Genomic DNA, 19397 nt, shown 5'->3' on the forward strand with positions numbered 1-19397 from the left:
GGCGATGCCAGTGGGCGGGCCGGAGCGCATATGCGTGTCCGGCCCGCCATTTTTGAAACGCTACACTTCAGGAGATCTCACCGCATGACATTCCGTATCCTTCTGCTCGCCGGCGCTGCCGCTGCAACGCTTGGTGCCTGCGAGACCGATGATGTCTGGATCGATGATGGCATCGCGGCCCAGCCTGTCGCGGCCAGCTTCGAAACCGATCCGATGACCGGCACTGGCGACCGCGCCGACGACCCCGCGCTCTGGGTGCATCCGGGCGATGTCTCGAAGAGTCTTATCCTCGGCACCAACAAGGATGAGGGCCTGCACGTCTACGACCTCTCCGGCGCTGAGCTTCAGTTCCTCGATGTCGGCCAGGTCAACAATGTGGATGTTCGCGGCAATGTTGCGGCGGCCTCGAATGATGAGTTCGACTCGATCACGATGTTCAGCGTGGACGCAGAGACCGGCAAGGTCACGCACACCGGCGATGTACCAACCGGCAAGGCAGAGCCTTATGGCATCTGCATGGGCGAGGTGGACGACACGACGCTTATCATCCCGACCTATAAGGACGGTTCCATCCAGATCTGGAGCAGCAGCGAGGACGGCGTGACGTTCCAGCGTAGCCTGCAAGTCGGCCAGTTCGGCCAGCTGCAGCTTGAAGGCTGCGTTGTCGATGATGGCGCAGGCATCGCTTTCATCGGCGAGGAAGAGCACGGCATCTGGAAGCTGGACCTGCGTCAGCCAGACAGCACGCCTGAGATCGTCGACACGATCGAGGCCGGCAATGGTCTCGTCGCAGATGTCGAAGGCCTGTCACTCTGGGTCGGCGAAGGCACCGATGGATATCTCGTCGCCTCGGCGCAAGCTGCAGACCGCTTCGTCGTCTATGACCGGGCTGCCCCGCATGCGGTGCGCGGCATCTTCACGGTGACTGAAAGCGAAGACGGCAGTGTTGATTCAGTCACCCATACCGATGGCCTCGGTGTGTCCTCGGCAGCCCTGCCGGGCTATCCGCGCGGTATCGTGATCGTTCAGGACGATGCGAACCCGACCTCGGAAGTCGACCAGAACTTCAAGATCGCAGACTGGGCCGACGTCGAAGCCGCTCTTGGCCTCAACGACTGATCCTTCTGCCACTTGGAAGGAATTGAGAGGGCTGGCCGTAGGGTCGGCCCTTTTTCTTGCGCTGCGCGAAGTCCATCACTAGCGTCACGGTCACGTCAGCAGGAGGATTTCCGACGTCGTGCTCAACGCTTCTCTCAAGACACTTCTCGCCGCTGCGGCGCTATTCGCCCTGCCCGCCCACGCCATGCCTGAAGAGAGTGCGACCGGCATGAGCGAGACCACCGACGCCAAGCTGTCCCTGTCCGACCGTTTTGCCCGCCTTGCGCTGGACTGCGTGCACCGCGAATACCCGAACAAGATCAGTCACGTCATGCAGTCCGATGATGATGCCCGCGCGCCGCACGAACTGACGCCAGCTTTCTATGGCTGTTTTGACTGGCACTCTTCGGTGCATGGCCACTGGCTTCTGGTGCGCACACTGAACACCGCGCCCGAAAGCACGCTGGAAGACGAAATCCGCACCAAGCTGGCACAGAGCTTCACGGCGCAGAACATTGCGGGCGAGCTTGCCTATTATCAGCGCGAGGACCGGGCCTCGTTCGAGCGCCCCTATGGCATCGCCTGGTTTCTTCAGCTGATCGCGGAACTGGAAGAAAGCTCCGACCCGCAGCTTTCCGAATGGCGCGAGACACTGCGCCCGCTCGAAGCCGAGATCGTCGCCAATACGATGGTCTGGCTGCCGAAGCTTTCCTATCCCATCCGGCTCGGCACGCATAATCAGACGGCCTTCGCCTTCGGCCTGATACTGGATTATGCCCGCACTGTCGGCGACGAAGCGCTGGAAGAGACCCTGATCGACAAGATCCGCAGCTTCCACCTTGAGGATGTAAATTGCCCTATTGGCTATGAGCCGTCTGGCGAGGATTTCCTGTCGCCATGTCTCATGGAAGCTGACCTGATGCGCCGCATTCTGCCCCCGCAGGAATTTGCCACCTGGCTTTCTGGCTTCCTGCCTGAGCTGCCAGAGAATGGCCGCGCCGACTGGCTCGCGCCCGGCATCGTGCTGGACCCTTCCGATGGCAAGCTGGTGCATCTGGACGGCGTAAACCTTTCACGCGCCTGGGCGCTTGAAGGCATGGCCGCAGGACTGCCTGAACGCGACCCGAGACGCGCGGGCCTTGTGGCCGCCGCCGAGGTCCACAAGAAGGCTGGCATTGCCGCGGTCTCTGACGAGCATTATTCAGGCAGTCACTGGCTGGCGAGCTTTGCGACCTATCTTGAAACCCGCCGCGGCCTCACGGGTGCGGGCAAAGCCGACTGAACTTAATTCGAATTCACAAGGGTGACGGGGCGATAGCGCTTTTAATTGCGCGCCGCGGCGCTTAGATACCTGGCAACAGACAAGAACCAAGTGAGAGGAACGGGACCATGCAGGACTATCTCAAATTCTATATCAACGGCGAATGGGTCGACCCGGAAACACCGCGCACGCTCGAAGTTGAAAACCCGGCAACCGAAGAACCGTTTGCCCGCATCTCGCTCGGCTCTGAAGCTGATGTGGACAAGGCCGTCGCGGCCGCGAAAGCCGCCTTCGAATCCTTCTCGCAGACCTCTGTCGAGTTCCGCGCAGAGCTTCTGGAAAAGATCGCTGCAGGCATTCAGGAGCGCGCGAGCGACATGGCGAAAGCCATCTCTGACGAGATGGGCGCACCGATGTGGCTTGCCAGCGCTGCCCAGGTGCCAGCCGGCATGGGGCACTATATGGCCGCTGCCAAAATCCTGCGTGAATACCAGTGGGAAGAAGAGCGCGGCGCAACCCTGATCCGCAAGGAACCAATAGGCGTCTGTGGTTTCATTACGCCGTGGAACTGGCCGCAGAACCAGATCGCCTGTAAAGTCGCCCCTGCGATTGCGACGGGTTGCACCATGGTGCTGAAGCCATCCGAGATTGCACCGCTCGACGCGATGATCGTGGCAGAAATCTTTCATGACGCAGGTGTCCCACCAGGTGTCTTCAACCTCGTAAACGGCGATGGCCCAGGCGTTGGCGCATACATGTCCCAGCATCCGGGCATCGACATGATGAGCTTCACCGGTTCCACCCGCGCGGGTGTTCTCGTCAGCCAGGCCGCTGCCCCGACCGTCAAGCGCGTCGCTCTGGAACTCGGCGGCAAGTCCCCGAACATTGTCCTGCCGGATGCGGACCTGAAGAAAGCCGTTTCTGGCGGCGTCATGCAGATGATGACCAATACCGGTCAGTCCTGTAACGCCCCGTCGCGTATGCTCGTCCAAAAGGACCAGCAGGAAGAGGCCATCGCGATTGCCAAGGCAACCGCAGAGCAGGTCAAGGTTGGCGCAGGCGACGAAGCCCCACGCGGTGCGATGGGCCCGATTTCCAATGGCAACCAGTGGAACAAGGTCCAGGACCTGATCCAGAAGGGCATCGACGAAGGCGCAACCCTTGTCGCCGGTGGCACCGGTCGACCGGAAGGCTTCAACAAGGGCTACTTCACCAAACCGACCGTCTTTGCGAACGTCACGAATGACATGACGATTGCGCGCGAAGAAATCTTTGGCCCGGTTCTCTGCATCCTGCCTTACGACACTGAAGAAGACGCCATCCGCATTGCGAACGACACGGTCTACGGCCTGTCATCCTATGTGCAGTCGTCTGATCTCAACCATGCCCGCAAGGTCGGCAACCAGATCCGTGCAGGTAACGTCCACATCAATGGCGCAGGTCCGGACTTCGCGACCGGCGCATTTGGCGGCTACAAGCAGTCCGGCATTGGCCGCGAATGGGGTGATTATGGCTTTGAGGAATTCCTCGAAGTGAAAACCGTCTTTGGTAACGCGCCTGCTTAACCGCTGCCGTTATAAACACGACTAAAGAAAGCCCGCGGCGTCAGACCCGCGGGCTTTTTGTCGCGCACCCGTGGCGCATGATCGTGGTGTATCGCGGTCTACATTGCCCGCTCTGCAAGAAACAGCTGAAAGAGTTGAGCAGCAAGCTCAAGGACATCGCTGGCAAGGGCATCAGCGTTGTCGCCGCCACCATGGAAGAGAAATCCCGCGCGGATAAGGCCCACGAGGAATGGGAACTCGATCAGCTGCCTATCGCCTATGAAATCGGTGAGGACTTCATCGAGAAGTTCGGCGTCTATACGTCCAGCGCCATCAATGATGACGAACCAGACGTATTTGCCGAACCAGCCCTGCTCGTTTTCAAGGGCACAGACTATCACATGGGCTGGGTGCAATCGGTTCCGTTTGCCCGCCCGGCGCTGGATGACGTTGTCGAGACAATCGCGTTCGTCGAGAAGAAGGATTACCCACCCCGCGGCACGCGTTAGGTGGCGGCTGCGCGCTCAACGATCACTGCAGTTTGATCGATCTGTTGTGTGGCGTTCAGTTCGACCCGATATAGTTTCAACGGAAACAGGACGAGGGTAACGGCATGGCCAAAGCATATTTCATCCCGGCAATTGCATCGCTTGCGCTGCTTGGCGCCTGTGCAACGGCGACTCCCTATCAGGCGGCGACCCCGTCGGATCGCGGTTACACCGAACAACAGATCGAACAGAACCGTTGGGTCGTGAACTTCTCGGGCAATAGCCTGACGGATCGCCAGACCGTCGAGACCTATCTGCTCTATCGCGCGGCAGAACTGACCGTGCAGTCGGGTTACGACAATTTCCGGATGGTCCGTCGTACCACGGATGCTGACCGCAGCTTTGTGCCGGTTGGCGGCACTTACAGCCATTTCAGCCCGCATTACCGTTTCTACGGGCCAAGGGGCCGTGCGATCGCTTATTATCCGCACCACTGGGGCGGCTTTAATGATCCATTCTTTTCACGTGCCCCCGACTACCGTGAGGTGACGCGGTTCGAAGCGTCGGCTGAGATCCTGATGGGCCGCGGCCCCTCTCCGGATGACCCGGCATATTTCGACGCGCGTGATGTGCTGGCAAACCTTTCCGGCACGATCATGCGGCCGCAGGTGCGCTAGGACCAGGCATAAAGCAGCGCTAGCCAAACAGGATCCCCCGGTCTTTATTGAAGGCTGGGGGATTTTTCATGACCGCGCGCAAGACAGCCAAACCTGCAGTGTCAGCTCTAAGCCTGACCGCCTACGGATTGCTACTTGCTGGTGGCGTGCTGGTCTTGCAATGGATCGAATATGCGCATCTGGCGCGCTTCCAGTCCGGCGCACTCCTCATCTCGCTACTGGCGCTCGTCTTCCTTATTCTTGGCATCTGGGTCGGGGCGCAGCTTTTCCGCAAAGCTGCGCCGGCCGTAGCGACCGGCAACCCGGAGGCGCGGTCTACGCTCGGCATCAGTGACCGCGAGTATGAGGTGCTCGAGCTTCTGGCGGCAGGTCAGTCGAACAAGGAAATTGCGCGCACGCTCGGTGTCTCGCCGAATACGGTCAAGACGCATGTCTCGCGCCTTCTGGACAAACTTGAAGCGCGCCGCCGGACCGAAGCGGTAAGCAAGGCACGAGCGCTGCGTATCGTCGCCTAGCGGAAGGAAAACTGGGTGATTTCACGAAAATCACCCTTTTGGGCAATAGCCGACCAAGCCGTCTTAGCCCCAGAAGAAAGCCTCGAAAAGGAGACGATAAGATGCTGAAACGGATATTGATCGCCGGGCTCGTGGCAGGTCTGATTACGGGCGGTTTCATGTTCACCGCTGTGGTCAGCGCAGGTAACAATTTTCTCGAGAGCGGCAGTAGCAGCCATATCTATGGCTATGCGTCCATGCTGGTCGCGTTGAGCCTCATCTTTTTCGCCATCAAGCGCCAGCGCGATATCGCCCAAGGCGGCGTGATCAAATTCCTGCCGGCCTTCGGTATGGGTCTGGCGATCAGTGCAATTGCCGGGATCATCTATGCACTCGGCTGGGAAATTACACTAGCCGTCACCGGCCTCGATTTCGGTACCGACTACGCGCAGGCCGGGATCGAGCAGGCGCAGGCCGACGGCATGTCGGGCGCAGAGCTTGAAGCCTATGCTGAAAAAATGCGCGGTTTCGCCGAGATGTACGCAAACCCGCTATTTCGGATCCCGATTACGATCACCGAAATCCTTCCGGTCGGCGTCCTTGTTTCCCTGGTGAGTGCGCTTGTCTTGCGCAACAGCGAGTTCCTGCCAGCCCGGCCGGACTGAATGAAAAAGCCCGCTCATTTCTGAGCGGGCTACATCAGGTCTGATGTGGCGGGCGCTTAGCGCGGTGCCATCCGGATGGCGCCGTCGAGGCGGACATCTTCGCCGTTAAAGTAGGCGTTGGTGATCATTTGCTCTGCAAGCGATGCATACTCTTCCGGGTTGCCGAGGCGGGCCGGGTTCGGCACCTGCGCGCCGAGGGCCTGCTTCACGTTCTCCGGGGCGCCCTGCAGCAGCGGGGTGTTGAAGATGCCCGGCAGGATCGTGTTGACGCGGATCAGTTCGCGCGACAGGTCGCGTGCGATTGGAAGCGTCATGCCGACGACGCCGCCCTTGGACGCGGAGTAAGCTGCCTGACCGATCTGGCCGTCTTCAGCAGCAACCGAAGCGGTATTCACGATCGCGCCGCGCTCACCATCAATCGGGTCCAGCGTCATCATGCCAGCAGCCGACTTCGCGATGCAGCGGAAGGTACCGACGAGGTTGATCTGGATAATGAGGTCGAACTTGTCGAGCGGGAAGTGGCTGATCTCGCCGCTTTCCTTGTTGCGGCTGGCGGTCTTGATCGCATTGCCTGTGCCGGCACAGTTCACGAGGATACGCTCCTGGCCGATGGCTTCGCGCGACTTCTTGAAGCCGGCGTCGACAGAAGCTTCGTCAGTGACGTTCACCTTGCAGAAAACGCCGCCGAGTTCCTTGGCGAGGGCTTCGCCCTTTTCTTCGTTGAGGTCGAACAGAGCGACCTTCACGCCATGCGAGGCGAGTTGTCTTGCCGTGGCCGCGCCGAGGCCCGATGCGCCGCCGGTGATGACTGCGCTAATGTCTGAGCTGAGTTTCATGTCTGATAGGTCTCCCTTGAACGTTCGGCTGATGCGAGCGATCTATAGAGGCAAGAAAGGCTGTGCCAATGCGTCACCCAACGGAAATTGTGATTGAGAACGGAGAGGATGGGCCACGCGCGCTGCCGCTGTCGCTTGAACGCGACCGCCAGCGCACCCGGAAAGGCTTCTTGCCGAAGCTTTTCAGGGTCGCGGGACGCGTCCCATTTGCCGATGATCTGGCCGCAGCCTACTACGCAGCCATCGATCCTTTGACCCCCAGAAAGGCCAAGGCGGTGCTTTTCGCCGCGCTAGGCTATTTCGTCCTTCCGACAGACTGGGTGCCGGACTTTGTCATTGGTTTTGGTTTCGCAGACGATGCAACGGTGCTGGCAACGGCGCTGTCGATTGTCGGGGCGCAGGTCCGCGAACGCCATCGCAAGTCGGCCCGGCGTCTTCTGGACCTGCCCGAACCCGAAACTGACGACGCCTAGAAGCGGTTCACCAGCCTAGCTGGTGCCCGCATCGAAGGTCTGCGCTGCCTTGTTGATTTCCACCGCACCTTGCGAGCCTGCGACCTCATAGATCGAGAGACGACGCTCTGTCGTGCCTGACGGGGCGAAGCGGAAGACGCCATTCACACCGAGATACCCATCACGCGAGGCGATCTCGTCGCGCGTGACTTCGCCGTCCGCGCCGAGCTGGCTGACGAGAGCCGCCGCATCATACGCCGTAGAAGCAAGCGAGCTCGGGCCGCGTCCGTAGATGCGCTGGAACTTGGTATTAAAGGCCTGAACGTCGTCGCGCGACGGTGCGACGAACCAGCCGCCACGCAGCGACGGCTCACGCCAGATCGACTGATCGTCCCAGCCGGACAGACCCATCATCTGCACATTGCGGCTCATGCCGTAATAGCTGAGAAGCGGGCCGACGCGGCGAAGTTGTGTGCCACGCTCCGGGATCAGGATGGCGACCTTGCCGCCGCCTTGCTGGGCATTGTTCACGGCGTTGGCGATATAGCGAGCCTCGGAGTCCGGTGACTGCGTGCTTTCAGGGTAGAAACCGCTTGCGGCTACGCGGCCGCCCACACGGCTCGCCTCACGCTGAAGCGCCGTTTCAATACGCTGGCCGAGATCGCTCTGAGGTCCGAAATAGGCAAACTGGCGATAACCTTGGGAAACAGCGTAGCTGACCAGCGCAGCGACTTCCTGCTCTGGCGTGATGGATGCGAGCCAGGTGTTTCCACCCGCGACACTGCTATCATTGGAGAAGCCGATGATCTGCGTCTCGGACCCAAGACCTTCACGGTTGAGTGCCTCGATATTGGTGCCGAAGAGCGGGCCGAGGATAACATCTGCGCCCTCATCGAGCACCTGCTCGGCCATGGCAATTGCCTGGCTTTGAGAGCCGGCTGTGTCTTTTGGAAGGACGAGCATGTTTTCGCCTGCATGGTCGAACAAAGCCAGCTCTATACCGGCCAGCATGCCTTCAGCTTCGGCGCGCACACCGGAATTGGGGTGTGAGAATGGAAGAAGCACGCCGATGCGGAAGAGGTCACGGTCGCCCATGAAGTCCGGCGTGAAGTAGCCATTGTCAGCGTCGGAGACGTCTTCGGCAGGCGTAATGCCTTCATCATCATGGAGGCCATCGAGGCCTTCTTCTTCGACACCCTGGTCGCTGCGATCGGGACGATCATTTCCCCGGTCGCCGCGGCTCTGCCCGGTCTCGATTGGCGCTGGCGGACGCATCGGATCGGTCGCACATGCGGTCACTAACAGAAAACTTGCCAGCGCAAGGCTTGGCGCAAGACGCGCAAAGCGCGATGGTAGACCAAATGTCATCCAGTTTTCCTTCTTCTCGATCGAGCGGCCAGACGTCCGGCGAGACTAGTGCCGGGCCGGGGCCCGCGCAACATGAAGTCGCGCGTCTTGATCCCGGGCTCTACATTGTGTCGACACCCATCGGCAACCTCAGAGACATAACGCTCCGCGCCCTCGACACGCTCGCAGCTGTCGACGAGGTCCTCGCTGAGGATACACGGGTCGCACGCAAGCTCCTTGATGCGCATGGCCTTCATGCGAAAGTGAGCCCCTATCATGACCATAATGGGGCCGAACGACGCCCCGGACTGATTGAGCGGTTGAGAGACGGCGCGCGGCTCGCCCTGATCTCGGATGCAGGTACGCCGCTTGTGTCCGACCCAGGCTGGAAGCTGGTGCACGAAGCGCGCAAGGCGGGCGTCCGCATCGTGCCCGTGCCAGGTGCATCCGCCATGCTAGCAGGCCTCGTTGCCTCCGGCCTCGCGAGCGACCGTTTCATGTTCTGCGGCTTCCTTCCGCCGAAGACAGGGCCACGCAAGCGGGCTGCCGAGGAGCTTAAAACGGTGCCCTCGACGCTGATTTTCTATGAAGGCGGCTCAAGGCTCGCAGCCTCAATTGCCGATCTGGCTGAAATTCTGGGGCCAAAGCGCGACTGTGTCGTGGCGCGCGAGCTTACCAAGTTGTTCGAGGAAGTGCGCAGCGGGACGCTGGAAGAGCTGGCAGCCCACTACGAAGCCAATGGCGCGCCGAAGGGCGAGATCGTCGTTCTTGTCGGTCCGCCAGAGGTGAAAGCCGCTGAGGCGGGCGATATTGATGCCGCACTCACGGACGCCATGCAGCGCCTGCCGATGAAGGCCGCGGCAAATGAGGTTGCCGACGTCTTCGGTCTCTCAAAGCGAGACCTTTATCAGCGCGCGCTGCAGCTCAAGAATGGCTAGAGCGCAAAGAGCACGGCGCCAGGCGGCAGAAACGCGCGGCCGCCGCGCCGAAACGCTGGCTGCACTCTGGCTTCGCCTCAAGGGCTACCGCATCCTTGCGCGGCGCGTGCGCCTTCCAGTGGGTGAAATCGATCTGATCGCGCGCAAGGGCGATGTTCTCGCCTTCGTCGAGGTGAAGGCACGCTCTGACTTCACAAGCGCGGCGAATGCGGTCACTGCTTCTTCCTGGATGCGCATCAATCGCGCTGCAGACAGCTGGACCGCGCGTCGGCCGGATCTGCGCGCGCTCAGCTGGCGCTTCGACCTTGTCGTGATCCGGCCGCGCCGCAGGCCAATGCACCTGGCTGATCAGTGGCGCCCAGATTTCGCCCCAAGCGGACGCTAGGGCGGTGGCAGACTAGAAGTTAGAACCGAACCGAGAGGCTCACATGGCTATTACACGTCTCATGGCCCCGCTCCTGCTAAGCAGTTTTGCGCTGGGTGGCTGCGTCGCCGCCGCAGTTGGCACCGCAGGTGCTGTAGGCGTCGCCGCTGTTCAGGACCGCACAATGGGCGAAGCCGTCGACGACGCGTCAGCGTCCAACGAGATCAAGGCGAAGCTGCTAAGCGAAGGCGGCTATGGCGAGGTGGACGTCGAAGTGTCCAACGGCCTGGCCCTTCTCTCAGGACGCGTCTCTAGCCCGGAGATGCGCGTGAAGGCCGAAGACATCGCCTGGAGCTCCACGCGTGTGACCGATGTCGCCAACGAAATCCAGATCGAGGCGCCCGGTGGCTTTTTCGCCAATGCATCCGATGAATTGATCACGGCGCGCGTGCGCTCTTCCCTGATCGCTGCGCGCGACATCAAGAGCGTCAACTTCAATATCGAGACCTATAATGGCGTCGTCTATCTCATGGGCCTCGCCCGTTCCGACGCAGAACTTGAGGCAGCCGCTGAGAAAGCCAGCCTTGTCGGCGGTGTAAACCGGGTCGTGTCCTATGTTCGCGTCCGAGAGACACCGCGCCGGGCAGGCGCCGTCACCCGCGCACCGGACGACGAACTGCTTGGCGGCGCGGTCTACTAGGTGCGGGCCCGGCTAGCGGGCTGTCAGCGTCTCGCCCCAGTCCGATGTCACGGTTAGCAGACCGGTCTCGTCGATCTGAAGCTGTGAGACGTTTTCCATCAGATCGAGGAAGAAGTTCTCCTGCGCCATGACTTCCGGCATGCAGGCTTTGCGCGTCAGGGCAATTGGGCCGATGGAGAGAATGCTGTTCTCGATTGTACCGCTGGCCGTATAGGCGTTGCAGGACGCGTTGCCGCTAATCTGACCATTCTCATCAAACCGCAAGACGATCGGGGCGGAGGTCAGCACAGGCTCACCGTTCAGGCGGGCAATCATCCAGTCGCGTCCAGCGACATCGGATAATGTCACTTCATCATTTCCGGCTGGCGACAACATGATCATGCCAAGATCATTTCGCGCACTGTCCGCAACAAACGTGACCGCGTCGTCTGTCTGCCATAGAAGCTCACCCATACTGTCCAAAACGGTCGCTGTGAGGCTCAGGCTGTCCGTGCCAGCTCCTTTATCAGCGACGGCAACCTCGAACGGAATTGGCACCTGACGGCCATTCAGGGCGAAGCTCTGTTCAGCGAGCACGTCGTCGCCAACCGCTTCGACGCGACGTACCGCGAGGCTTGCAACGGCCCCTTGAGGCAAGGCGATACGCTGGCGATAGGTCAGTGAACCGAAAATGCTTCTTTCCTGCACCTCTGCCTCCGTATCAGAACCCGTGACTTCGCTGCCGGGCTCTGTCGCGGGCGTTTCCAGACCGGTCTGCGCACAGCCTGCCATCAGGACCAGGCCACAAAAAATGATCGACGTTTTCTTCATGAGAGACTCTTTGTCTGGCGTTGGTGACCTTTACCGTCAGGCAACGCAGTTCAGCAAGTTCTGGGCAGGGCGAAACATTTCGTCCGCTGCCTTTCAGGCATGAATTCACGGTTGAGTGATCCGGAGACGCCCGAGGACCGTAGGGATGGAACAGGGGTATTGCAGCGGAAATTAGAACGTTGAATTGTTTATAAATTTTAATGATCCAACGCCAAAAGCGCCGCGTAGACATGGCTCCAAAACACCAAAGGAGCCTCCCATGAAAAAATTCTTCGCATCCGTCGCCGCGACCGCCCTGCTTGTTGGCGGCGCCAGCGTGGCCTTTGCAGACGGCCATTCCGAGATGTCCGACAAGAAGAACATTGTCGAAACCGCTTCGGCCAATGACAATTTCTCGACGCTCGTGACCGCCGTGTCCGAAGCCGGTCTCGTCGATGCCCTCTCCGCGGAAGGTCCATTCACCGTTTTCGCGCCAACCAATGAAGCGTTTGCTGCCCTGCCAGAGGGCACGGTCGAAACGCTGCTCATGGACGAGAATATCGAGCAGCTTCAGGCAATCCTCCAGCTCCACGTCGTTGCCGGCAAGATCAAGTCCGGCGATATCGCTGAAGGTTCGACCGAAGTCGAAACTCTTGGTGGCGAGACGATCGAAGTCGTGAATGATGGCCATTCCATTACCGTTGGCGGCGCCGAAGTTATCATGGCGGACGTTTACACCTCGAATGGTGTCATCCACGCCATCGACAGCGTCATCCTGCCAGAATAAATCCCTTTCCTCCCAGGGATTGCGAAAGCGCCCTCTCCTTCATGGAGAGGGCGCTTTTTATGCCTGATGCCAGCGCAATGCCGGTAAGGCGCTTATCAAACCGGGCAATCATCTTCATATAGCCAGTCAGAAGAGATTTGATGGAGGGCCAGGCGCCATGAGCTTGCGGATCGCGATCCAGATGGACCCGCTGGAAAAGGTGGACATAAACGCAGACACCACCTTTGCGCTTGCAGAAGAAGCACAAGCGCGTGGACACAAGATTTTTGTGTATGGGCCCCAGCATCTGAGCTTTGACACAGGCAGGCTGTTGGCCCGCGCGCGTCCGGCAACGGTTCAACGGGTGAAAGAAATACCGGGCATATTCGGCGACGAAACCGTGCTCGATCTTGCAAGCGACATTGATGTCGTCCTGATGCGTCAGGATCCGCCATTCGACATGTCCTACATTACGGCCTGCCACCTGCTTGAGCTTCTCAAAGGGCAGACGCTGGTCCTGAATGATCCAGAATTCGTCCGCTCCGGTCCGGAAAAACTGTTCCCGCTTCTCTTCCCGGAAATCATCCCCGACACGTTGATCTCCCGCGACCTGAAAGCCATCGAGGCTTTCCGTCAGCGCCACCGGGACATCATCATCAAGCCACTCTACGGCAATGGCGGCGCGGGCGTTTTCCGTATGAAAGAAGACGACAGCAATTTCTCTTCCCTGATGGAAATGTTTCTCGAGCGCACGCGCGAGCCCCTGATCGCGCAGGCCTTCCTTCCGGCTGTCAGTAATGGCGACAAGCGCGTCATCCTGGTCAACGGTGAGGCCGTTGGCGCCATCAACCGCCGCCCCAAGAAGGGCGAGACACGCTCCAACATGCATGTTGGCGGCACGGCGGAGCCGACCGAGCTCAGCGATATCGATCGCCATATATGTGATATTATTGGCCCTGAGCTGCGCCGCCGTGATCAGCTTTTTGTTGGTATTGATGTGATCGGCGACAAGCTCACCGAAGTAAACGTCACCTCGCCGACTGGCATACAGGAGCTGAAACGCTTTTCAGGTATAGATGCGGCCAGCATTTTCTGGGATTGTGTGCAAGACAGAGTTGCCAAATCCTGAGGTCGCGCACACTCTGGAGGAATGAATATGAAAGCTCTTTCAATCGCCGCGGGCGTAGCCATCGCTTTTGCAGGAACTGCCTGTTCTGAGCAGGCGCCTGCCGAGCCGGAAAATGTATCGGCTGAGGCAGCTGCACCCACCGCTGCTGCGACCACTTCCAGCAGTTCGCGTTTCAATCTGCGCATTCCGGGCGGTGAACCAGTAGCCGCTCCACAGGCTTCCGGTGGGTTCAACCTGCGCACGCCTGACGCGCCAGCGCCCTCGAATGATATTCCAATGCCGGAGAGCTCTGCGTCAACGCGCCTGAACGATGTGCCTGAAGTCGCAGTGCCGGGTCTCAACAATCCTGCCGCAGACATCGCGACCCGCAGCCGGACGCAAGCCCCCGACGTAAATACAGAGGATGACGACGACGTCATTCGCCTCGACTAGGCCTATACAAACTTAAACCTTCAGGCGATATTGTTCTTTCTTTGTTCCGGCCCTCATGCTAGGCTGGATTGCGAAAGGATATCGCCATGGTTTGCCGCGTCACGACATTTGCCTTCGAAGGCATCGAAGCCAAACCCGTCGACGTTCAGGTTCAGATCAGCTCAGGCAATCCATTTTTCACGATTGTTGGTCTGCCCGACAAGGCCGTCGGCGAGAGCAAGGAACGTGTTCGCGCGGCCTTCTCCGCCATTGGTCTTGCCACTCCGCCAAAGCGGATCACGGTCAATCTCGCACCTGCCGACCTCCCCAAGGAGGGCAGCCATTATGACCTTGCCATCGCGCTTGCCATGCTGGCGGCCATGGGCGTGATCGCTCCCGACGCGCTGGATGGTCATGCAGCCATTGGGGAGTTATCGCTGGACGGCGCGCTTGGGCCGACGCTGGGGGTCCTCCCTGCCGCCATGGCGGCGCAGGCGATGGACCTACGGCTGATCTGTCCCGAAGTCTGCGGCCCTGAAGCGGCATGGGCCGGTGAAGGCACGCTGGCCGTGCCAAGCCTCATCGCCATGATTAATCACTTCGCAGGCCGTAGCAGCCTGCCCGCCCCGGTCGCCGGAGAGCTCGCGCCGCCGCAGGCCGTACCGGATCTTGCCGATGTAAAGGGTCAGGATGGCGCGAAACGCGTGCTCGAAATTGCGGCGGCTGGTGGTCACAACCTGCTTTTCTGCGGTCCGCCCGGGTCTGGAAAATCCATGCTGGCCCAGCGCCTGCCCGGCCTGCTACCGCCTCTGTCCGCAACAGAGCTTCTGGAAGTTTCGCAGATCCAGTCCGTCGCTGGCATGCTGGAGCGCGGCAAGCTCTCGCGTCAGCGCCCCTTCCGCGCGCCGCATCATTCCGCCTCAATGGCTGCCCTAGTAGGCGGCGGCATCAAGGCGAGACCCGGCGAAGTATCGCTCGCCCATCATGGCGTGCTCTTTCTGGACGAGTTGCCAGAGTTCCCCGGTATTATGGCGCAAAGTCCGCAAATGTGATGTATAGACAATCATAAGCGGTGATGTTACTCATCGCCCATTATGAAGAACGAAATCACATACGACCGTCCCAACACCGTCTCTGGCCTCGTCGCCAAACACAAAGAGCTTCAAGCCCTCCGCGAAAAGTACAAAGCGGAGATCAAGAAGCTCACCGTGGACATAGACCACCTGGACGCGGCTATCCGCCTGTTCGACCCGAACGCGGACACCTACGCGATAAAGGAATACGTCACGAAGCATCGCGCGGAGAAGGGAAGCGTGAAGCGCTTCGTTCTGAACACGCTTCGCGAGGCGTCGGAGCCTATGACTTCACGCCAGATCACGGAAGCGTGGGTAAAGGATCGCGGCCTAGCGGCTGACGAGGCCACCATGAACGCTATAAGGAAGCGCATCGGCGCGTGCATAAAGTCATGCGTGAACCAAGGCTTGATCGAAGATCAGGGCTGGACCACGGACCACGACGCGAACGGGCCTTACAAGCTGTGGCGGGTTTCTACTCGCTAGGTTCTTCTGGCTCTGCGGCTTTCAGCATGGGTGTCACGGCGTTGATGAAGCTCACCAACTGCTTCGCGTCCTGCTGGTTCCTAATGGTGCCAGACAGGACGACCTGACCATCTGCGAAGGTATAGGACGGGCCGGAGAAACTCGCGTGCATGGCTGGGGCTGGCGTGGGTGCGGCGGTTTGCATGGGTGGGGGTGCCTCTGTTTGTGCTGGTTGAGGCGAGTCTGCCGCTTCCGACTGGGGTACTCCAGCGCTTTCGTAAGCATTCTTTAGCTCCAGAAATGAGCAAGTTTCCAGATACGATGATACCGCTGGGTTAATCGCGCGCTCAACAAAGCCCTCGCGCTTTAGGTAGGATTTCAGAGCACCCTCGGACGGCCTGTCAGGAAATCGCTCTTTGAGGTGCGCGAACAGCTCTGGACTGAATGCCGCCCGATGTAACGCCCGCGCGTTACCTTCATCTGGGTCCGGGTACAGGCAGTCTACAGCCAGTTGCGATACTCTGACCTCTCCTTTGCTGACCTTCTCAATCAGTCCGTATTGGAAAATGGTGGCGATCGCCTTGTCTGAAGCGCCACTTAGTCCGCTGTAGCCGATGTGGGTGGCGAGGGTCTCTCGGTCCAGAGTGTTTGTTCGGTCTTGGTTGTATGCCATCTCCACTCGGCTAAGTGCTTGTTCTAATGAGAAATTTGGGTATGAGGGGCTTCTTGGACGGGTCATAAGCTTCTCCGCTTAAAAAAATTGCTTCATGGCGCAGAAATAAAATATCCCACCAACACTGGCTTTTTTCAAGGGAAACTTCGCCCCGAAGCGGAGCTCTCCACAATGGAGGCGGAAAAGCTAGTTGACTCGCGGGGCGAAGTTGACGTTAATCATGTTGTGGCCCCGAATCGGGACGCAGAAAGGAGGCGTGAATGACGATACGGGATTAGCCCTAGCGCGTAACGCTACGCAGCGTGCGACGGGCCTAAAACGACGAAGACCGCACCCCTGCAAGGGCGCGGTCTTAATGCGGGCTTAGCATCCAACTGAAACCGGCAGGGGTGTATTGAATCACCCCTGCCAACTTATGGCAAGGGGTTTTCTCAATGAAAACGTCTACATCTGAGCGCGATCTTGCGCTCGCGGCCATGCGCCTTCTGGCTTCTCAGCCATCGGGCTCGGCCTCATATCGGCAGCTTCTGGCGCTTTTGCCAGATTCCGTCGATCTTTCCGAAACCGACTGTGAACCTTCCTCCACGCGTCCCACCGAATTGCGGTGGGAACAGCGCGTGAGGAATATCAACAGTCACCGTCAGGCTAGCAGCAACTTTATCTGCAAGGGCTATCTCAAGCCTATTCCTGACGGCTTGGCTCTCACCAATCAGGGGCGCGAGTTCCTGTTGTCCGCAGCCTAGAACGATGGAAGCGGCAGGTTTTATGCCTGCCGCTTCTTTTGCCAGTACCCGCACCAAGCGTCCGACTTTGGCGCGATAGCCGCTGCACTGACTATCATGGCGAACTGTGAGCCGTTAGCGGTGCGGCGTGCATCTTCGCGCCATGCCATCTCAGTTGCGTAGGCGGCGAGGTACTTGCCTGCAACATGGTGGTGCGTACCGATTTCGGCGCGGCGGATGCGGCTGAAGAAGCTCTCAGCGGCGTTGGTGTTAGCGCCGTCCTGAGAGTAAGCCTTCTGGTGATTGATACGCTTTATCGGGAAGTGAGCGGCCAGCTTGTCCCAGTGAGCGGCTTCGTCAGCGTGGACGGTTGCGCCAGCTTGGACGTTGGCGCGGGTCAGAGCAACGCCTTCCGCTTCGTTCGAGACAACGCCCGTGCGCGTGCGGCCCTTGGTTTCGCGCATGGCAATAACGACCTGGCGCTTGCCGGACTGGTGGATTTTGCGGCGGCGGTCCTTGCGATCTTCGCGGCGGTTGGCAGGCTTCACGTAGCCACCGAAGTACGCGCCATCGACTTCCACGTTGCCGGAGAGTGCGCCTTCGTCGCGTGCGGCGCCTATCGCTTCGCGCATCTTGTGGCAAAGAACGAAGGCGGCCTTGTAGGTGATGCATAGATCACGGGAGAGCTGGAGGGCGCTGTAGCCCTTCGCGCCATTCGTGAAGATAGCGATTGCGCCCAGTATATCGCGGACGCTCAGCTTGCGGCTATGGAATATCGTGCCGCTAGTCATGCTGAACTGGTACTTGCAGCCTTTGCACTGCCAGTAGTCAGGGCGCTTAAGGTCAGAGTGATCGAGGCAGCCACACTTAGGGCAAACAGGCTCACCGTCCGTTGAGGCCCAGCGCAGCGCGCGGAAGGATGACTTTGCATCTTCGTCTGACATGCGAAGCACTTTCGCGAGTGAAAGCGTCTTAGCGGCGGGCGAAAGGAGAAAGTGTTGAGCCATTTACATCATATCCGGTGAGGTTCATCACCGTAATTAGATGTATACATCACCGCTGTCAAGGGTGTATATCATCAAATATGATGCTTTTAGGAGACTCCCTATGTCAGACGTAGATGCTCAGTATCAAACGCGCGCCAAGAATATACTGAAGGCGGAGCTTAAGCGGCGAGGGTTGACCTATCGCGAGCTTGCGGAGCGGCTGACCAATCTCGGCAGCCCAGAATCAGAGCGCAACCTGACCAACAAGATAAGCCGGGGCAGCTTCACTACGGCATTCTTTATAATGTGCATGGACGCCATCGGAGCGAAGGACGTGCAGCTCGCATGAGCTGGAACAACGATCCAAACTACGCGCCACCAACGCGATGGTGGGACTACGCTCTTGGCCTTGCGTGGATCGCGGCTCCAGCGGCATGGGCGCTGCTCAAATCCGCTGGTTAACAAGGTCTTAACAATCGCGCTATACTCTCAAAGTGCAAGACTGATTCTCTGACCCTCAGGCTCATAACCTGATACGGGCGGGCAATGTGAGCCCGGGAAAGGAGAAAGCTATGTCTTGCACAAAGAAGGTGCGCACTGTGCGCACGAGCAAGAAGCCTGGCCCGAAGTCAGTGACGGTGAAGCCGCACCGGCGTTCGAAGCCAGCACCTTGCCGCAAGCGCTAGGAAACTAGTGTAAGCAGGATGGCCGGGTCGGCGTGGATGTTGGCCCGGTCATTCGCTCTCAATATCCAGCAATTCCTAAGAAACCGGTACTGAGTCAAAACGCCTCATCCGCGCATTCGATTCAAACCACGCCGCAAACGATGCGCTTCACATCACATTTGCGGACTTTGCGCCATAATACCGGAGTTCCCGGCCCAGGTACTCGACAGCCTTCGCCAGCCTCTGGAGGATGGCGCAGTCGTGATTTCTCGCGCCAATCGACATGTCAGATACCCGGCACGGTTCCAGCTTGTTGCGGCCATGAACCCATGCCGCTGTGGCGGTGGGCCCGGTGACGACGCCTGCCGCCGGGGACCTGCCTGCGCCCGTCAGTATCAGTCACGCATCTCAGGGCCATTCTTCGACCGGATCGATCTCTTTTTCGATACCCCACCTGTTACTGCCATTGACCTTGCCCTGCCCGCCCCAACCGAAGGGACAAGTGAAGCTGCAACACGGGTTCAGCAGGCGCGCGACATTCAGACAGACCGGTTCGAGAGGCTGGGGGCAGAGGATGGCCGCCGCCAGATCAATGCCGACGCGCCTACACGCCACTTGACCGATATTGCTTCCCCGGATGAAGCCGCCAACGCCCTCCTTGCTGATGCCGCAGCCAAGCTTGCCTTGTCGGCCCGCGCCTATCACCGCGTGCTGAAGGTTGCTCGCACAATTGCGGACCTGGATGGCGCAGGTGGGGTGCGGCGTGTCCATATTGCCGAAGCACTGAGCTATCGCCGCCGTCCGCCCGAAGGGGAAACCGTCAGCCATGCGCGCTCGCTCGCGCATTAGGCGTG

The 19397-nt window shown here is 59.6% G+C and carries 23 protein-coding genes and 1 pseudogene; 19 read left to right on the forward strand and 5 right to left on the reverse strand.

Features of this window, described 5'->3' with window-relative positions; all coding sequences use genetic code 11:
- Window positions 1-84: 84 nt before the first annotated feature.
- From O4G74_RS00660 to O4G74_RS00690, 7 genes are all read left to right on the forward strand, one after another.
- The gene (locus O4G74_RS00660) at window positions 85-1119 is read left to right on the forward strand and encodes a phytase (RefSeq protein ID WP_269400749.1); all 1035 of its coding nucleotides are present in this window, start codon (window positions 85-87) and stop codon (window positions 1117-1119) included.
- Window positions 1120-1303: 184 nt separating this feature from the next.
- Entirely contained in the window at window positions 1304-2380 is a 1077-nt protein-coding gene (locus O4G74_RS00665; protein ID WP_419715359.1) for a DUF2891 domain-containing protein, read from the forward strand.
- Window positions 2381-2487: 107 nt separating this feature from the next.
- A complete protein-coding gene (locus O4G74_RS00670; protein ID WP_269400751.1) occupies window positions 2488-3924 on the forward strand; it encodes an aldehyde dehydrogenase family protein in 1437 nt (478 codons plus the stop codon).
- A 77-nt stretch (window positions 3925-4001) separates the two neighbouring features.
- A complete protein-coding gene (locus O4G74_RS00675; RefSeq protein ID WP_269400752.1) occupies window positions 4002-4412 on the forward strand; it encodes a redoxin domain-containing protein in 411 nt (136 codons plus the stop codon).
- A 104-nt stretch (window positions 4413-4516) separates the two neighbouring features.
- Entirely contained in the window at window positions 4517-5068 is a 552-nt protein-coding gene (locus O4G74_RS00680) for a CC0125/CC1285 family lipoprotein (RefSeq protein ID WP_269400753.1), read from the forward strand.
- Between the two features lie 68 nt (window positions 5069-5136).
- Entirely contained in the window at window positions 5137-5583 is a 447-nt protein-coding gene (locus tag O4G74_RS00685) for a response regulator transcription factor (protein WP_269400754.1), read from the forward strand.
- Window positions 5584-5684: 101 nt separating this feature from the next.
- Window positions 5685-6227 carry a DUF4199 domain-containing protein gene (locus tag O4G74_RS00690; RefSeq protein ID WP_269400755.1) on the forward strand — a complete coding sequence of 181 codons (543 nt, stop codon included), beginning with the start codon at window positions 5685-5687 and terminating at the stop codon, window positions 6225-6227.
- A gap of 56 nt (window positions 6228-6283) precedes the next feature.
- Here O4G74_RS00690 and O4G74_RS00695 read toward each other — a convergent pair whose 3' ends face one another.
- Window positions 6284-7063 carry an SDR family NAD(P)-dependent oxidoreductase gene (locus tag O4G74_RS00695; protein WP_269400756.1) on the reverse strand — a complete coding sequence of 260 codons (780 nt, stop codon included), beginning with the start codon at window positions 7061-7063 and terminating at the stop codon, window positions 6284-6286.
- A gap of 68 nt (window positions 7064-7131) precedes the next feature.
- Between O4G74_RS00695 and O4G74_RS00700 the strand changes: the two genes are divergently transcribed.
- Complete coding sequence (locus O4G74_RS00700) at window positions 7132-7536, forward strand: YkvA family protein (protein ID WP_269400757.1); 405 nt, start codon at window positions 7132-7134, stop codon at window positions 7534-7536.
- A 15-nt stretch (window positions 7537-7551) separates the two neighbouring features.
- Here the strand turns inward: O4G74_RS00700 and O4G74_RS00705 are convergent, their stop codons facing one another.
- Window positions 7552-8883 (reverse strand): penicillin-binding protein activator, encoded by a 1332-nt coding sequence (locus tag O4G74_RS00705; protein ID WP_269400758.1) that lies wholly within the window; start codon window positions 8881-8883, stop codon window positions 7552-7554.
- On the opposite strand from O4G74_RS00705, the gene rsmI reads away from it, so the two are divergent.
- From rsmI to O4G74_RS00720, 3 genes are read left to right on the forward strand one after another with little or no spacing between them, the layout of a single operon-like run.
- On the forward strand, window positions 8877-9800 hold the full coding sequence (rsmI, locus tag O4G74_RS00710; protein WP_269400759.1) for a 16S rRNA (cytidine(1402)-2'-O)-methyltransferase: 924 nt from the start codon (window positions 8877-8879) through the stop codon (window positions 9798-9800). The genes O4G74_RS00705 and rsmI overlap by 7 nt on opposite strands.
- Window positions 9793-10185 carry a YraN family protein gene (locus O4G74_RS00715; protein ID WP_269400760.1) on the forward strand — a complete coding sequence of 131 codons (393 nt, stop codon included), beginning with the start codon at window positions 9793-9795 and terminating at the stop codon, window positions 10183-10185. Before rsmI ends, O4G74_RS00715 begins: the two co-directional genes overlap by 8 nt.
- Window positions 10186-10228: 43 nt before the next feature.
- Entirely contained in the window at window positions 10229-10864 is a 636-nt protein-coding gene (locus tag O4G74_RS00720; RefSeq protein ID WP_269400761.1) for a BON domain-containing protein, read from the forward strand.
- Window positions 10865-10876: 12 nt separating this feature from the next.
- Here O4G74_RS00720 and O4G74_RS00725 read toward each other — a convergent pair whose 3' ends face one another.
- Window positions 10877-11674, reverse strand: a complete 798-nt coding sequence (locus tag O4G74_RS00725) for an META domain-containing protein (RefSeq protein WP_269400762.1) — start codon at window positions 11672-11674, stop codon at window positions 10877-10879.
- Window positions 11675-11933: 259 nt separating this feature from the next.
- Between O4G74_RS00725 and O4G74_RS00730 the strand changes: the two genes are divergently transcribed.
- The 5 genes and pseudogenes from O4G74_RS00730 (at window position 11934) to O4G74_RS00750 (ending at window position 15518) form a co-directional block, all read left to right on the forward strand.
- Entirely contained in the window at window positions 11934-12440 is a 507-nt protein-coding gene (locus O4G74_RS00730) for a fasciclin domain-containing protein (protein ID WP_269400763.1), read from the forward strand.
- A 157-nt stretch (window positions 12441-12597) separates the two neighbouring features.
- Window positions 12598-13548 (forward strand): glutathione synthase, encoded by a 951-nt coding sequence (gshB, locus tag O4G74_RS00735; protein WP_269400764.1) that lies wholly within the window; start codon window positions 12598-12600, stop codon window positions 13546-13548.
- Between the two features lie 27 nt (window positions 13549-13575).
- Complete coding sequence (locus O4G74_RS00740) at window positions 13576-13980, forward strand: hypothetical protein (protein ID WP_269400765.1); 405 nt, start codon at window positions 13576-13578, stop codon at window positions 13978-13980.
- Between the two features lie 86 nt (window positions 13981-14066).
- Window positions 14067-14993 (forward strand): annotated as a pseudogene (locus O4G74_RS00745) (YifB family Mg chelatase-like AAA ATPase); the annotation flags it as partial.
- A 60-nt stretch (window positions 14994-15053) separates the two neighbouring features.
- Entirely contained in the window at window positions 15054-15518 is a 465-nt protein-coding gene (locus tag O4G74_RS00750; RefSeq protein ID WP_269400767.1) for a hypothetical protein, read from the forward strand.
- On the opposite strand, the gene O4G74_RS00755 is transcribed toward O4G74_RS00750, so the two are convergent.
- Entirely contained in the window at window positions 15508-15702 is a 195-nt protein-coding gene (locus tag O4G74_RS00755; RefSeq protein ID WP_269400768.1) for a hypothetical protein, read from the reverse strand. The two genes, O4G74_RS00750 and O4G74_RS00755, sit on opposite strands and share 11 nt — an antisense overlap.
- A gap of 902 nt (window positions 15703-16604) precedes the next feature.
- Between O4G74_RS00755 and O4G74_RS00760 the strand changes: the two genes are divergently transcribed.
- The gene (locus tag O4G74_RS00760; RefSeq protein WP_269400769.1) at window positions 16605-16913 is read left to right on the forward strand and encodes a hypothetical protein; all 309 of its coding nucleotides are present in this window, start codon (window positions 16605-16607) and stop codon (window positions 16911-16913) included.
- A 20-nt stretch (window positions 16914-16933) separates the two neighbouring features.
- On the opposite strand, the gene O4G74_RS00765 is transcribed toward O4G74_RS00760, so the two are convergent.
- Complete coding sequence (locus O4G74_RS00765; RefSeq protein WP_269400770.1) at window positions 16934-17899, reverse strand: IS1595 family transposase; 966 nt, start codon at window positions 17897-17899, stop codon at window positions 16934-16936.
- A 100-nt stretch (window positions 17900-17999) separates the two neighbouring features.
- Here O4G74_RS00765 and O4G74_RS00770 point away from each other — a divergent pair, with 100 nt between their 5' ends.
- Window positions 18000-18227: a DUF6471 domain-containing protein gene (locus O4G74_RS00770; RefSeq protein ID WP_269400771.1), complete on the forward strand. Its 228-nt coding sequence runs from the start codon at window positions 18000-18002 to the stop codon at window positions 18225-18227.
- A gap of 514 nt (window positions 18228-18741) precedes the next feature.
- Window positions 18742-19392, forward strand: a complete 651-nt coding sequence (locus tag O4G74_RS00775; protein ID WP_269401814.1) for an ATP-binding protein — start codon at window positions 18742-18744, stop codon at window positions 19390-19392.
- Window positions 19393-19397 lie beyond the last annotated feature (5 nt).

It is taken from the genome of Henriciella marina, assembly GCF_027213945.1.
GTDB lineage: Bacteria > Pseudomonadota > Alphaproteobacteria > Caulobacterales > Hyphomonadaceae > Henriciella > Henriciella marina_A.

Coding starts and splice junctions, on each gene's coding strand:
- O4G74_RS00700 (WP_269400757.1), top strand. CDS start 7,132: ATGCGTCACCCAACGGAAATTGTGATTGAGAACGGAGAGGATGGGCCA.
- O4G74_RS00730 (WP_269400763.1), top strand. CDS start 11,934: ATGAAAAAATTCTTCGCATCCGTCGCCGCGACCGCCCTGCTTGTTGGC.
- O4G74_RS00690 (WP_269400755.1), top strand. CDS start 5,685: ATGCTGAAACGGATATTGATCGCCGGGCTCGTGGCAGGTCTGATTACG.
- O4G74_RS00680 (WP_269400753.1), top strand. CDS start 4,517: ATGGCCAAAGCATATTTCATCCCGGCAATTGCATCGCTTGCGCTGCTT.
- O4G74_RS00720 (WP_269400761.1), top strand. CDS start 10,229: ATGGCTATTACACGTCTCATGGCCCCGCTCCTGCTAAGCAGTTTTGCG.
- O4G74_RS00715 (WP_269400760.1), top strand. CDS start 9,793: ATGGCTAGAGCGCAAAGAGCACGGCGCCAGGCGGCAGAAACGCGCGGC.
- O4G74_RS00750 (WP_269400767.1), top strand. CDS start 15,054: ATGAAGAACGAAATCACATACGACCGTCCCAACACCGTCTCTGGCCTC.
- O4G74_RS00705 (WP_269400758.1), bottom strand. CDS start 8,883: ATGACATTTGGTCTACCATCGCGCTTTGCGCGTCTTGCGCCAAGCCTT.
- O4G74_RS00725 (WP_269400762.1), bottom strand. CDS start 11,674: ATGAAGAAAACGTCGATCATTTTTTGTGGCCTGGTCCTGATGGCAGGC.
- O4G74_RS00770 (WP_269400771.1), top strand. CDS start 18,000: ATGTCAGACGTAGATGCTCAGTATCAAACGCGCGCCAAGAATATACTG.
- O4G74_RS00675 (WP_269400752.1), top strand. CDS start 4,002: ATGATCGTGGTGTATCGCGGTCTACATTGCCCGCTCTGCAAGAAACAG.
- O4G74_RS00765 (WP_269400770.1), bottom strand. CDS start 17,899: ATGGCTCAACACTTTCTCCTTTCGCCCGCCGCTAAGACGCTTTCACTC.
- gshB (WP_269400764.1), top strand. CDS start 12,598: ATGAGCTTGCGGATCGCGATCCAGATGGACCCGCTGGAAAAGGTGGAC.
- O4G74_RS00760 (WP_269400769.1), top strand. CDS start 16,605: ATGAAAACGTCTACATCTGAGCGCGATCTTGCGCTCGCGGCCATGCGC.
- O4G74_RS00665 (WP_419715359.1), top strand. CDS start 1,304: ATGCCTGAAGAGAGTGCGACCGGCATGAGCGAGACCACCGACGCCAAG.
- O4G74_RS00740 (WP_269400765.1), top strand. CDS start 13,576: ATGAAAGCTCTTTCAATCGCCGCGGGCGTAGCCATCGCTTTTGCAGGA.
- O4G74_RS00695 (WP_269400756.1), bottom strand. CDS start 7,063: ATGAAACTCAGCTCAGACATTAGCGCAGTCATCACCGGCGGCGCATCG.
- O4G74_RS00685 (WP_269400754.1), top strand. CDS start 5,137: ATGACCGCGCGCAAGACAGCCAAACCTGCAGTGTCAGCTCTAAGCCTG.
- rsmI (WP_269400759.1), top strand. CDS start 8,877: ATGTCATCCAGTTTTCCTTCTTCTCGATCGAGCGGCCAGACGTCCGGC.
- O4G74_RS00660 (WP_269400749.1), top strand. CDS start 85: ATGACATTCCGTATCCTTCTGCTCGCCGGCGCTGCCGCTGCAACGCTT.
- O4G74_RS00670 (WP_269400751.1), top strand. CDS start 2,488: ATGCAGGACTATCTCAAATTCTATATCAACGGCGAATGGGTCGACCCG.
- O4G74_RS00755 (WP_269400768.1), bottom strand. CDS start 15,702: ATGCAAACCGCCGCACCCACGCCAGCCCCAGCCATGCACGCGAGTTTC.